Below are 12,589 nucleotides of genomic sequence, written 5' to 3'. Positions count from 1 at the left end.
ACCCTTGCCCGTAGGTAAGAACTCCCAGCGGAGACTGTTAGCGTGGATGACCACGAGTCAGGCGATCGCCGTCCTGCAGATCAGGAAATGGCACGGGTTCTCAAAACCGCTCCTCTTCGCATTGCTTCAGGTATCGATCCGTCATCCGGGTCGATTGCACGCTGGAACCACGGAGAGCTCCACGATGTCGTAGAGCCGATGATCGATCACGTGGTCATGACGTATATCGGTACATCGCAACGTTTGGAACGGCGATCGGGCAAACACACATCATCGGGTATGGCTCGGCCGGGGGCTGTGACGATAATCCCCGCCGGGTCGAGTGCTCGGTGGGACATATCGGGTAATGTCGACGTTGTGCAGCTCTACCTTCCCCAGGAGACTCTCACTCGTATTGCGACCGAGGCGGATAAAGCCGCTCAAGCTCTGCTTCTGGAAAGAACGGGCCATCCTGATCCGATCACCTCACGGCTGCTTGCCACTGCCACTGAGGCCCTCGACGGAAGCGCAGCGCTGGATTCTCTGTTTCGTCAGCAACTGACGGAGCTTTTGGCAACACGCGTCCTGTCCGCACACACCGGCATTCCAGAGGTTTCCCACCTGCACTCGGGAGGCCTGCCGCCACACGTGCTTCGCCGCTCCATCGACCGCCTGAGGTCAGAGAGCGAGACGGATGTTTCTCTTGCCGCCTTAGCCGCGGAAGCCAGACTTTCCCGCTTTCATTTCTGTCGTGCCTTCAAGGCGAGTACCGGATTGTCGCCCCATGCCTGGCTACGACAACACCGGTTGGAGCGAGCCATGGCTATGCTTCGTGATCCATCGATGTCCGTGCTCTCGATTGCACTGGAACTGGGCTATGGCTCCCAGACGGCTTTCGCGGCCGCATTCAAGCGGCTAACGGGTGTTTCACCGACCGACTGGCGACGCGGCGCTTCATAGGCCGCAATTCCGCTTCAACCGAGCAATTCCGCTGGCGCAGCGTCAAACGGGCCTCGCTAGATCATCGACTGTACCCACGCCGATGATCGACGGAGTCAGTTGATGAACGCGAAACACCTGATCAATCAATTTCTCGGAGAGGCTTGGCGAGAAATCCTCTCCAACGTGTTCGCATATGCAATGGCTACAGCTGTCGCCGCCGCATCGGTGTTGGGAGGAAGCACTGAAACCTCCCGATGCTCGATCGAAAGGAGCGGCAACATGCCAACAATCAACACTCAAGATGGCGTCCAGATCTTTTACAAAGATTGGGGCCCTAAGACAGCTCAGCCAATCGTATTTCACCATGGTTGGCCACTGAGCGCGGACGACTGGGATAACCAGATGCTCTTCTTTCTTGAGAAGGGCTACCGTGTGGTCGCGCACGACCGTCGCGGTCACGGCCGGTCCAGCCAAGTCAGCGATGGCCACGACATGGACCACTACGCGACGGACGTCGCAGCTGTGGTCGACCACCTGGATCTTCGTGATGCTATTCACATCGGCCATTCGACGGGTGGCGGTGAGGCGACCCGTTATGTCGCCCGCCATGGAAAAGATCGCGTGGCGAAACTCGTGCTCATTGGCGCAGTACCCCCTCTCATGCTCAAGACACCGGCGAACCCCGAGGGCCTGCCTATCGAAGTCTTCAATGGCCTCCGCAAGGAGCTGGCCGCAAACCGATCGAGTTTCTACCTCGATTTCGCGAGCGGTCCCTTCTACGGCTTCAATCGTCCGGGAACTGAGCGGTCACAACCGGTTATTTGGAACTGGTGGCGGCAAGCGATGACCGGCGCAGCCAACGCCCACTATCTGGGAATCAAGGCCTTCTCCGAAACGGACTTTACGGACGACCTGAAACTCATCGAGGCACCGACACTGCTGATGCATGGCGACGACGACCAGATCGTCCCACTCGTCGCCTCGGCTCCGGTGGCTGAGACCCTCCTGAGAAACCGCACCTTGAAGATCTACCAAGGTTTCCCGCACGGCATGGCCACCACCCATGCCCAGTCCATCAATAGCGACCTGCTTGAGTTCGTCAGAGCCTGACGGCCCCTCGTCACACCCCAGTCCCGGCGGCGACCACCGCCTCAGTTAGCCAGCATTCTAGAGGAACTTCTCTCATGCGAATCGCAATCATCGGTGCCGGGTTTGCCGGCATGTACGCGGCACTTTCTTCCGCACGCCTGCGCGACATAAAGGGCGTCAAGCCTGATGAGCTTGAGATCGTGCTCATCTCGCCCGTTCCGCACCTTGCCGTCCGCCCACGACTATACGAACCGAATCCCGAAGTGATGGCGGCGCCTCTGCACGACGTCCTCAGCGCCATCGATGTCACGTATGTGGAAGGCAGCGCCAAGGGCATCGATACAGTGGCGCGAACCGTCCTGGTGCAATCGCCATCCGGCGAGGAGCGCTCCCTGAACTACGATCGGCTAATTATCGCCACGGGCAGCCGGCTGTTTCGGCCTGACATTCCGGGAGTGGCCGAACACACGTTCAGCGTCGACCAGCTCGACGAGGCTGTTGCGCTCGACCGTCACCTTAAAGCTTTGGCCGATCAACCGGAGTCGAAGCGGCGTAACACCATCGTCGTTGCGGGCGCCGGCTTTACGGGGCTTGAAGTCGCAACCGAAATGCCGGCTCGCCTTCGGCAATTGTTCGGCGACGATGCGGACATCCAAGTCGTCATCGTAGACCGCAACGAAGCCGTGGCTCCTGATATGGGACCAGGTCCGCGCCCCATCATCGAGCACGCGCTTCGCGAACTTGGTGTCGAGGCCCGTGTGGGGGTTGGCATTGCCTCGGTCGACGCCGGCGGAGCGACCCTCACCAGCGGTGAGCGCATAGAGAGCTCGACAGTCATCTGGGCGGCAGGCATGCGCGCCGCACCGCTGACCGCGCAAGTTCCCGGTGAGCGTGACAATCTAGGGCGCTTGCTTGTTGACCGCGAGCTTCGCGTTGAAGGTGTTCCAGGTGTCTACGCTACGGGCGATGCTGCAAAAGCAGCCTGTGATGACAAGGGCAACTATGCGCTGATGTCCTGCCAGCACGCGACCCGCATGGGGGCGTTTGCCGGTCACAATGCAGTGGCCGACCTTCTGGGAGAGCCTCTCATGCCCTACCACCAAGAGGCCTACGTCACTTGCTTGGATCTTGGGACCGCTGGTGCCTTACTCACCCGCGGCTGGGACCGACATGTGGAACTCGTTGGCGCCGAGGCGAAGAAGTTAAAGCAGGAGATCAACACAATCTGGATCTACCCGCCGAAACCGGTACGAGCTGCAGCTCTTGCTTCGGCAGAACCTCAGCGGGTCACGGATCTCTGATCTCAATTAACTAAGGAGCGGCCGCTACCTTTGCGGTTCGCTCCTTAGTTGTCTCCTCCATCTCGAGGATCTTTTCCGGCGCGATTGGCAACTCAAGCTGCGGATCAAGTCCGTGCTCATAATGATAACGCCGGGACTTACGGCGGCCGTCGCCTTTGATCTCGGCTCTCCATGATCGCAAGCCACCGGCCTTGACCATGTCGTCGAGGGCTTTGCGACACTTGCTCCGGAAGTCGCGACGGGTTTCCGCGCTCTCATGCGGCCCCCAGAGATCCCGACCCACGAGCTCGGCCAGACGGTCTTCATCGACCCAGCTGTGCTTCTGGAAACTGTCGATGTAGGGCCAGAAGGATTTTGCGTAGTCGGAGCCAAGGGCGAACTGCACGTCGGCATTGAGGCTCACCAGCTTCGCCGACACCACCATGGCAGCACTCCACTCGCCGTAATAGACGCAGACCCGGTCGTCGAGACCGAGGCCCGTCCACTCCACGTCGTGGAGCATGTTGCCCATCTTGCCGCCATCCTTCGGCAGCTTGCCTTGGCGGAACTTCTCCAGCAGGCGCTGTTCGTCCCCCTCATAGATCGTCACCACCACCTTCTTGATGTCCTCGAAGGTATAGTGGAGGGCGGCAACATTGTTCACATGCTGGGTGAGCCCCATGCATTTGAGGAGCTCCCGCCAGCTGGTCTCCACCTTCATATAGTTCCGCAAGCCCAGGGTCGCGGAGGGATCCCTGACCGTCTCGCTCTCGTGGCCCAGCCGGAACACGGCATAGAGCGCATCCCTGTGCTGGGAGCCGAGCTCGCGGCCGCTCACCCGCACCACGGAATGACCGCGCACGATGTAGAGACGCTCGAAGGATGAATCGGTGATCAGACCGCGGCGCTTCGGAGCGAAGGCGCTGGTGCGTGCAAGCCGTGCGGGCACCTTGGACGGTCGGTTCCGCCCTCGCCTGTTGCCCACCCGTTCGAGCCGCTTCTTCTCGGCGTCGGAGAGCTCGCGGGAGGCAGGCGCGTTATTCATGTGTCCGAATCGTAATCTGATCACCGGAACGGCGGCAACAGATTTGGGAACGGTCGCCACATAATTGGGCAACCATCTGTGTGGTCGCCGCAACCGACATGGATTTGAGCCTGGATGACCGAGGCGTTCGGTCTCGGGAACAGCCGCCACATTCCTCGGAACAGCCAGCACAGATCCGGGAACGACCGCCACATCTCTTCGCCGTCCAGCTGCCGAGCCGGTCGCTATCCCATTGAAATATTGTCCGCTGCTCGCCGCATCAGCATACCGGGAAACGGGGTCGCAGATCTCGGAAGCGAGGGCACATATCTCGGAAGCCGAGCCACAGTTTTGGGAAACGTCGCCACAGGGCTTCCGAAACCCTTCGAATGTTCAGACGCTTACCCGCTCTAAGAGACTTCCTAGAGACTATTAGAGAAAGAAGAGACCGCCCCGGCTGGGGATAAGTGCGCTCCCACACCATCCGAAAGGATGCTTTGGCTGAACAGAGAGTTCGGGAAAGACGCCGATGGCTTACGTCCCTCGCCAACGAAGGTGCCCCCAAAGCTTGGATTGGGGCGATCCCTCACTCCTTGCGGAGATGGTGGCCTTCGGCCGCTTTATTATCGGCTAGGCAGCGACCCGATCTGTGGCGGCCGTTCCCGTTTCGATCAGCCCGACATTCGGGAAGAAGAGTTGCGACCGATTGCGGCGCGTGGGCAAACCGCAATCCGTTGCTAGCTCTCGAAAGCGGTCACGAAAATCCGCCTCTGCCAGAGCAGCCGCGCCACTTCCCGCCGCCCATCTCAGATAGTCTCCGAAGAGAGCAGAGATGCTGAGTCCTTCCCCTTGTCTGGGCTCCAATCGCTCCAGCGCGAACTCTTCCACGGCGCCGATCTCGCGTGACGATCCCACCTCGCCTGGGCCGGACTTCCGCCAGGGAACGGTCGCCACGTAGAGTCCCAAGCTGCTCCCCAGCTCGAACAGGCTCCCCACCAGGATCAACAAGGAGAGACGCACACTGTCTTGGTCAGTGGTCCAGCCGGCGCTCTTCGAGATATTGCTGAGTGCAACGAGTTGGGGGTCGGAGCGACCCTCTGCTCCAGACGCCCCCAATAAGCTCAACTCCGCGCGCATCTCCGTTAATCTCTGCCCGATCTTTTCGGCCTCTTCCGCCCGTGTCAATTCAAGTTGCAGCGCCGCCTCTTCAGCGCAGGAATGACGCGACCAATTTCCGCCCGTGGTGCAGTTCTGCGAATATTTACCGACCGTTGTCTTGCCCAGAACCCGCGCGTAAACGGTCTGGATATCGGCGGAGATTTCCTGCTTGCTCCGCTGAACACCCAGTTGCTCTTGGCGCGCTTCGAGTCTCGTAATCTCTGCCATGACGGCCGACCGCGCTTGTGCCGAGCTTACGCGTACCGCTTCAGAGTGAGCGCGGAGTTGAGCCGCATAGCCGATGCCCGCCGTGAGCGAATAGCTGCTGCATACGACGAATAGTACGGCTCCTGCCGTCACCGCCAGCCACTCGCCTTTGCGCCAGGCCGACCAAGCGAAGAAGGCGAGCATCGCCTTGAGCCCATCAGCCAGCGCAGCGCCGCTACCGAAGATCAGCCCGTCAAGTTCACTATCGGCCATCCGATATGCCATACGGAAATTGAGGGTCGCGCTGACAGCGATCAATCCAAGGCTCATCAGAATCCCGCCGACCACCATCAAATGGGTAAGGCCGCTAGATATCTTGATCCGCACGGGTCCCTCCTTCCGTCGTTTCACTCCTGGCAGCAACCAGTGCGTCGCGAACGGCCTGCTCGATCGCGCGTTCGCAGAAGACGTTCTTGTCCGTACCGGACAGACGCTTCAATTCGTCCAGCTGACGCCCAAGACCTTCGCTTACTCGCAAGTTCAGGCGCACCCGGTCACCACGATAATCTCTGCGTCGACCCTGCCCCTTCTCTCCAGCGACGAAGCGGAAGCGCCGGCGCAATTGGGATAGCCGTGAAGATTGGCTCATGGCTGGGTCTCCGTCCGGAGACTTCTCCGTGTCTCCAAGTGTGCGGAACGACAAGTGTACGGAACGACATGTGGACTGGTAGGCGGGTCTCCGTCTCGACCGCATTTCCATATGTCGGCATGGCCTTCTGGCGATATGTCCGAATGTGCATCCCGCCGACTGGAAAAGCGTGCATGTCTCCGTCCTGCCGTATGGCGTTTCCTCCATACGGGAAGGCATCCATCTCTCCGGACGGGTAGGAGTCCATGCCGACGGATGAGGGGGCTTTCCGGATGGACGCATTGGCATCTCTCCACATGGCCGTCTCTCCGCATCGCCATATGTGCAACACCCCTCATGGCGAACTGGAGGGGTGTTCGGGAGGTCTGCTTGACCGGCCGGGTCACGCGGCAAATGATTCTTCCATGAAATCCCGCACCCGACCGGACAGCACGCAACGCGTCATCACTTTCGCTTCCTCCAAGGGAGGTGTCGGCAAGTCGACCTTCTGCGCCGCCATCGCCGGCGCCCTGGCCAGCAGAGAAGGGAGGGTCGCGATCCTCGACCTCGATCAGAACCAGACCCTTTATCGCTGGCATCGGCAGCACGGCGGCTTGCTGACCGGCATCACCGTCCTGGAGGCCGTCCCCGACAGCTTCAATCAGAGCCTGGCGAGTGCGAAGGAAAGTGGAGCGGACATCATCCTGATCGACGTTGCCGGTGCATACGAGGCGACCATGATCAAAGCGATCGCCGCCTCCGATCTCGTCGTCACGCCCGCGAAGCTCTCCGAGCCCGATCTGCGCGAGGCTGCCAAGCTGTTGAGCGAGGTCAACGCCTTCAATCAGCGCTTCGGCTCGTCGATCCGTCACCGTCTTCTGGTCAACGAGGCCGACTGCCTCAATCCGCTCTATCAACGGCACGCTCTTGCCGAGCTCGATGGCTCCGCCCTGAAGCGCTTCGCCCATTTGATGATGCGCCGGGCTCCCTATCGGGAGATCTTCATCTCGGGCATGCCGCCGCACCTGGCGGACAAGGGAAGGGGACCAGTCAAGAAGGCCATCGCCGAGCTGGACACCATCGTCGACGAAGTTCTGCAGGTCTTGTCCCAACCAACGAAAGCTAGAGCCGCATGAGCGATACCAAGCCGACCTTCTCATCGCTTGGCCTCCCCAAGGCTGACGAGGAGTCCATCGACGCCTATGCCAAGTCCAGAGGCGTCCCCACCCTTGACCGTAAGCCCAAACCCCGCAGCCCCTCCGTCACCATCCGCACCGACGTGCCCGACTATCTCGCCCAGGCCATGCGCATCGAAGCCGCAAAGACGCGATCCACCCTCCGCTATCTCATCCTCAAGGCGCTGAAGAACGACGGCTGGAAAATCGATGAGGGGGATATCGTAGAGGATGGTCGCCGGCCCGGCGTTCATCGCTGAGACGGCATAGAAATGGACGCCCCTCGACGAGGCGTCCTCCAGCGCAGCTCTCGCTATCACCGACAGGGCCCTGGCTTCCCAGCTGTACCTTGCGAGCAGGTTAGGCAACTTTCGCCTCTTGTGAAAAGATGACGTGCTCATTCTGTACGCAGCGGATCGCATGTTGGGTCCCGATCGTCCTCGGGGCTGTTGCACTTTTGCGGCACGAGGTTCGATGACAGCGCAGCAGCGATGCGCCCACCGATCTGTTCATTGAGAAAATCGATGGGATCTTCCGCCAGGTGAGTGTAGCGCGCCGTGGTTTGAGAATGCTTGTGTCCCAGCAGTTTGCCGATCATCGGCAACGAACCGCCAAGTTCCGCTGCGACGCTCGCATAGGAATGACGCAGATCATGCAGCCGCACGTCTTCTAGGTCCGCTTCCCGGCGAATTCGGCGCCAAGATTTTTGCAGATTTACGAGGTGGCTGCCCTTCTTCTCGCCAGCTATGACAAAGGCGTTACCAGCCAGTTTGGGAACCGCCTCTAGGAGGGTGAGCGCCGCATCGTTCAAGCGGATGACCTTTGCTCCGGTCTTCGAATCCGGGAGCCGCAGCTGGCGCCGAGGCACATCCACGTAGGACCACTTCAAGGTGAGGATCTCACCGAGGCGAGCACCCGTCAGGATCAGAAGTCTGATAGCTGCGATGGAGAAGGGGCTCTCCTCACCGGCTGCATCGCGTCGCGCGAGAACATTGCCTATGCGACCGAGCTCCTCTCCAGAAAGATAGCGCTCTCGCTTCATCTCCCGATACTTGGCGATGCGCCTGCAAGGGTTCTTGCCCTCCTCGCGAAGCTCGTTGGCCTCGGCCCAGCTTATGAAGCTGGAGAACACCATGAGGACGAGGTTGGCTTGACGAGGTGTCGACGCCATACCGCTGTGCATGCGACCTACTTCCCGCCGCATGTCCTCGTCGAGCTTGAGCTTTCCGAGTTTCGGAACGATTTTGAGCCGACAAAGGCGCGTATACTCGGCCTGAGTGCTTGGCTTCAGCTTCGGTCCGTGCTCGTCCAGGAACTGCTCGATCCCTTCCTCCACGGTCACTGGCCGCTTGTCCCTCTTGCGGCTAACGGGCTCCTCACCATCGGCGATGCTGAGCAACAGCCGCAGCGCTTCGCGCCGAGCGCTTTCCAATGTCCAAGGACTGCCAAGACGTCCGATCGAATACCAACGTTGCCGCCCCCTGACCCTGCACTTCAGACAGAACGTGATCGTCTCCCTCTGACGGCGCGCACCGAACCCCTTAAGTTCGCCGTCCCAAAGAAGGTCTCCGGGCGTCATCTTCTTCAGCGCATTTCGTGTCAGCCGATCACCCATATCGTCACCCTCAAAGGGAGAAGAAACACCGCAAATTAGCAACCATATAGCTACCAAATAGCAACCACTTTTGCCGTAAGAGGCCATAACGCGCCGAATAGAAATCGAAAGAAGTATTTGTTTTTAATAGCAAAATTTGATTTTCGGTAATTTCCTATAACGCTCATAATGATATTCCTAATCTGAGGGTCGCTGGTTCGAATCCAGCCGGGGTCACCAACTCTGATTGCGCGCGCTGGCGCCTAGGTCCGCCTGTCCTCGATCTCCAGGGTGACGATCCGCGCCAGCAACGTCGCCGGATAGAGCTGCCCGAACATGGCTTCCACCAGCACGACGCTGCGCGCGATCGGATGCACCGCCGTGATGTCGCCGGAACCGATCCCGGTCAGCACGCCGAAGCTGAAATAGATCAGCACGTCGGCGAGGCTCGCGCTGTCGCTGACCACGAAGCCCTTGAACGCCGTGTCGGACGCAGCACCGATGAAGGCGTAGATGGCGGCGAAAGCGAGGCCCACCGCGAAATAGAGGAGCATGGCTCCCATCACCCGGTGATAGGTCACGCGCCCCGGCCCGAACACCGTGCGTCCGACCTCCAGAATGAGCGCGAGGCTCAGCAGCAACCAGGCAGCCGCATCGAAATACACATCCAGAATGGAAGGCCGGACGAGCCGGTGAATCGCCGCAAACCCTGCGAGCAGAATGGCGGTGACGAGCACCCAGATTGCGTAGCGTCTTCCGGTCAGGATAAGCACCGCCCCGGTGAGCACCGCCACAAGCGCAAATCCCACTTCTTGCGCGCCGGGAATTCGCTCCGCGCGAAGCGGCGCGAGCACGAAGAGCAGCAGGGTCAGCATGACCGCGAGGGCGGTGAGCATCGGATCGCGCCATCGCTCCCGCAGCGCGTTCAGTTTCTGATCCATCGCGAACCCTGCCCCTCAGCCGTTGTCGCGACCTCGATTACTTCCCATCGGCGGCCCCCCTTTGCGCATCCTCGAGCTTGGAGATATCGGCCTGGGTGAGTTGCGGCCGGTCCAACTTGACGGTCAGCTTCTCGAGTTTTGCCGAGAGCGGGAACGGCGGCTTGTAGTCCGCGTCGTTGACGCCTGTGAGCGTATCGGAACCGATGTCGAAGCTCTCGTCCCACTGCAGGATCATCGGCAGCGTCTTTCTCCATCTTCTTGGTGGCCACCACCTGTCCGTCGACCTTCAGCGTTCCTGTCCCGGGACGCCCGACACCGCTGAAATCGTTGTACGCCAGCGTACCGGAGCCCATTCCGTCATAGGCGAAGTCGAACGCGACGGTGTGGTGGCCGGGGCTCAGCGCGTCCGGCCCTTCCCACTTCAGCCGTTCGAGATCGACCATGTTCCAGAGGAACACCGGCTTGCCTTCGAGCAGGTAGAAGCCGTAGCCACCGAAGCGCCCGCCCGAGGTGAGGATCATGCCCTCGGCCCCGCCTTCCGGCACATCGATCTCGGCGGTGATCGTATAGGAGGTGTTCAGCAGAAGCGGGGAATCGCCCTGGGGCAGGCCGACCATCGGCCGCGTGTAGACGAATTCGCTGCGTCCGGCCGTGATGTTCGGGCGCGGCGCAACGATGCGGGCCGCCACCGAGGCATCCAGCGGAAAGACCTGATACTTTCTCGCCTCCGCCTCGAACGTCTTCCGCATTTCGGCGACCTTCTCCGGGTGCTGAGCGGCGATGTCTTCCGTCTGGTTGAAGTCCTCGTGCAGATCGTAGAGCTGGAAGACCTGATTGTTCAGCGGATCGGGATTGGCGGGTCCGAAGGCCTGCCAGGGGGCCCGGTTGACCTTCGTGCTCAGCAGCCAGCCATCGTCGTAAAGCGCCCATTGGCCCATCATCTCAAAATATTGGGTCTTGTGGCGCGAAGGCGCCTTCGCGTTCTCCTTATCGAACGTATAAGCGAAGCTCGTCCCTTCGATCGGCGCCTGCTTGATGCCGTCGACCGTGTCGGGTGCTTGGATGCCGGCGACCTCCAGGATCGTCGGCATCACATCGATGACATGGACGAACTGCTTGCGCAGACCGCCCTTATCCGTGATGTGCGCGGGCCACGAGACAACCATGTTCTGGTTGATGCCGCCGAGCCGCGAGGCATTCTGCTTGAACCAGTCGAACGGCGTGTCGAAGGCCCACGACCAGCCGGCCGACATGTGATTGTAGGTCTTGTCCGTGCCCCAGACGTCGTAGAATTTCATCTGTACGTCGACGGGGATCTCGTTCAGGCCGTTGAAGAAGGCGACCTCGTTGGGCGTCCCCAGCGGTCCGCCCTCGGCGCTCGTGCCGTTATCACCGTTGATGTAGATGATGAGCGTGTTGTCGAGCCTGCCGAGATCCTCGAAGGCTTGAATGACCCGGCCGATCTCATGGTCGTTGTAGGCCGAATAGGCGGCGAAAACCTCGACCTGCCGGATGAACAGCTTCTGCGCCTCCGGAGTCAGCTCGTCCCAGGGCTTGAGGAGATCCTTCGGCCATGGGGTCAGTTCGGCATCCTGTGGCGCGATCCCCAGCCGCTTCTGATTTTCGAAGATGCGCTCGCGCAGCTTCTCGTAGCCGTCGTCGAACAGATGCATCGCGTGGATCTTGTCGACCCACTCTTGTGTGGGGTGATGCGGCGCGTGGGTGGCTCCGGGCGCATATTTGATGAAGAGCGGCTTGCTGGGATCCGTCTGATGCATCCGCGTCATCCAGTCGATGGCATCGTCGGCCATAGCGGTGATCAGATTCCAGCTTCCGGGCTCATGACCGAGATACGGGTAGATCTGCGTGGTGTTGCGGAACAGGTTCGGTTCCCACTGATTGGTGTCCCCACCGACGAACCCGTAGAAATATTCGAAGCCCATGCCTGTCGGCCACTGGTCGAACGGCCCGACCTGACTGGCCGTGAAGGCCGGCGTGTTGTGGTCCTTGCCGAACCACGACGTGGCATAGCCGTTATCGAGCAGGACTCGCCCGACCGTCGCCTTGTCCTTCGCAATGATGCTGTTGTAGCCGGGAAAGCCGGTCGACTGCTCCGAGATCACGCCAAAGCCGGCCGAGTGATGATTGCGTCCCGTGATCAGCGCGGCCCGGGTCGGAGAGCACAAAGCCGTCGAGTAGACGTGGGTATAGCGAAGCCCCCCATTCGCGATGTCGTCCATGGTCGGCGTCGGGATGACACCGCCGAACGTGCTCGGAACGCCGAAGCCGGAATCGTCGGTGATGATCAGCAGGATATTCGGCGCCTGCTTCGGCGGCACGACCCTCGGCGCCCACCACGGCGTCGATTGCAGGGCATCGTCTTTGATCACCCCGCCGAACTTCGGGTCTGGCGCGGGCAGTTGCCGGCCGTCGATCGTCGTCGTCGCGCTGGGTGACCCCGGGGTTCCGGTCGTCTCCTGCGCCTGGGCGGCTGTCACGACTGAGGCTAAGGCTATGTAGGCACCGAAAAAACCGGCGCGGAAACCAAGGAAATAACAACGCATCACAACCT

10 protein-coding genes and 1 pseudogene are annotated in these 12,589 nt (G+C 60.6%); 5 read left to right on the top strand and 6 right to left on the bottom strand.

Features of this window, described 5'->3' with window-relative positions:
- The first annotated feature begins 87 nt into the window (after window positions 1–87).
- The 3 genes from A7A08_RS14250 to A7A08_RS14240 all read left to right on the top strand — a co-directional run bounded on the left by A7A08_RS14250 (window position 88) and on the right by A7A08_RS14240 (window position 3,311).
- Window positions 88–939: a helix-turn-helix transcriptional regulator gene (locus A7A08_RS14250; protein ID WP_083226817.1), complete on the top strand. Its 852-nt coding sequence runs from the start codon at window positions 88–90 to the stop codon at window positions 937–939.
- Between the two features lie 261 nt (window positions 940–1,200).
- Window positions 1,201–2,031: an alpha/beta fold hydrolase gene (locus tag A7A08_RS14245; RefSeq protein WP_069096163.1), complete on the top strand. Its 831-nt coding sequence runs from the start codon at window positions 1,201–1,203 to the stop codon at window positions 2,029–2,031.
- A gap of 74 nt (window positions 2,032–2,105) precedes the next feature.
- Window positions 2,106–3,311 carry an NAD(P)/FAD-dependent oxidoreductase gene (locus tag A7A08_RS14240; protein ID WP_069096135.1) on the top strand — a complete coding sequence of 402 codons (1,206 nt, stop codon included), beginning with the start codon at window positions 2,106–2,108 and terminating at the stop codon, window positions 3,309–3,311.
- A 10-nt stretch (window positions 3,312–3,321) separates the two neighbouring features.
- Here the strand turns inward: A7A08_RS14240 and A7A08_RS14235 are convergent, their stop codons facing one another.
- The 3 genes from A7A08_RS14235 to A7A08_RS16060 form a co-directional block, all read right to left on the bottom strand.
- On the bottom strand, window positions 3,322–4,335 hold the full coding sequence (locus A7A08_RS14235; protein WP_069096134.1) for a hypothetical protein: 1,014 nt from the start codon (window positions 4,333–4,335) through the stop codon (window positions 3,322–3,324).
- Between the two features lie 609 nt (window positions 4,336–4,944).
- The gene (locus A7A08_RS14230) at window positions 4,945–6,066 is read right to left on the bottom strand and encodes a hypothetical protein (RefSeq protein WP_141694016.1); all 1,122 of its coding nucleotides are present in this window, start codon (window positions 6,064–6,066) and stop codon (window positions 4,945–4,947) included.
- Window positions 6,047–6,328, bottom strand: a complete 282-nt coding sequence (locus tag A7A08_RS16060; RefSeq protein WP_141694015.1) for a hypothetical protein — start codon at window positions 6,326–6,328, stop codon at window positions 6,047–6,049. The genes A7A08_RS14230 and A7A08_RS16060 overlap by 20 nt, the downstream gene beginning before the upstream one ends.
- A 404-nt stretch (window positions 6,329–6,732) precedes the next feature.
- Here A7A08_RS16060 and A7A08_RS14220 point away from each other — a divergent pair, with 404 nt between their 5' ends.
- Window positions 6,733–7,443: a ParA family protein gene (locus tag A7A08_RS14220; protein WP_069096131.1), complete on the top strand. Its 711-nt coding sequence runs from the start codon at window positions 6,733–6,735 to the stop codon at window positions 7,441–7,443.
- Window positions 7,440–7,742 (top strand): hypothetical protein, encoded by a 303-nt coding sequence (locus A7A08_RS14215; RefSeq protein ID WP_069096130.1) that lies wholly within the window; start codon window positions 7,440–7,442, stop codon window positions 7,740–7,742. The genes A7A08_RS14220 and A7A08_RS14215 overlap by 4 nt, the downstream gene beginning before the upstream one ends.
- Window positions 7,743–7,879: 137 nt before the next feature.
- Here the strand turns inward: A7A08_RS14215 and A7A08_RS14210 are convergent, their stop codons facing one another.
- The 3 genes and pseudogenes from A7A08_RS14210 to A7A08_RS14200 form a co-directional block, all read right to left on the bottom strand.
- On the bottom strand, window positions 7,880–9,097 hold the full coding sequence (locus tag A7A08_RS14210; protein WP_069096129.1) for a site-specific integrase: 1,218 nt from the start codon (window positions 9,095–9,097) through the stop codon (window positions 7,880–7,882).
- Between the two features lie 242 nt (window positions 9,098–9,339).
- The gene (locus tag A7A08_RS14205) at window positions 9,340–10,017 is read right to left on the bottom strand and encodes an ion channel (RefSeq protein WP_069096128.1); all 678 of its coding nucleotides are present in this window, start codon (window positions 10,015–10,017) and stop codon (window positions 9,340–9,342) included.
- Window positions 10,018–10,054: 37 nt separating this feature from the next.
- Window positions 10,055–12,581 (bottom strand): annotated as a pseudogene (locus A7A08_RS14200) (arylsulfatase).
- Window positions 12,582–12,589: the final 8 nt, after the last annotated feature.

Source organism: Methyloligella halotolerans (assembly GCF_001708935.1).
GTDB classification, from domain to species: domain Bacteria; phylum Pseudomonadota; class Alphaproteobacteria; order Rhizobiales; family Methyloligellaceae; genus Methyloligella; species Methyloligella halotolerans.
This window is presented reverse-complemented; position numbering and strand designations above follow the sequence as displayed.

What these genes read in the sequence shown, in the direction of transcription:
- A7A08_RS14220 (WP_069096131.1), top strand. Translation starts at nt 6,733, where the DNA reads ATGAAATCCCGCACCCGACCGGACAGCACGCAACGCGTCATCACTTTC.
- A7A08_RS14210 (WP_069096129.1), bottom strand. Translation starts at nt 9,097, where the DNA reads ATGGGTGATCGGCTGACACGAAATGCGCTGAAGAAGATGACGCCCGGA.
- A7A08_RS14215 (WP_069096130.1), top strand. Translation starts at nt 7,440, where the DNA reads ATGAGCGATACCAAGCCGACCTTCTCATCGCTTGGCCTCCCCAAGGCT.
- A7A08_RS14240 (WP_069096135.1), top strand. Translation starts at nt 2,106, where the DNA reads ATGCGAATCGCAATCATCGGTGCCGGGTTTGCCGGCATGTACGCGGCA.
- A7A08_RS14205 (WP_069096128.1), bottom strand. Translation starts at nt 10,017, where the DNA reads ATGGATCAGAAACTGAACGCGCTGCGGGAGCGATGGCGCGATCCGATG.
- A7A08_RS14245 (WP_069096163.1), top strand. Translation starts at nt 1,201, where the DNA reads ATGCCAACAATCAACACTCAAGATGGCGTCCAGATCTTTTACAAAGAT.
- A7A08_RS14250 (WP_083226817.1), top strand. Translation starts at nt 88, where the DNA reads ATGGCACGGGTTCTCAAAACCGCTCCTCTTCGCATTGCTTCAGGTATC.
- A7A08_RS14235 (WP_069096134.1), bottom strand. Translation starts at nt 4,335, where the DNA reads ATGAATAACGCGCCTGCCTCCCGCGAGCTCTCCGACGCCGAGAAGAAG.
- A7A08_RS16060 (WP_141694015.1), bottom strand. Translation starts at nt 6,328, where the DNA reads ATGAGCCAATCTTCACGGCTATCCCAATTGCGCCGGCGCTTCCGCTTC.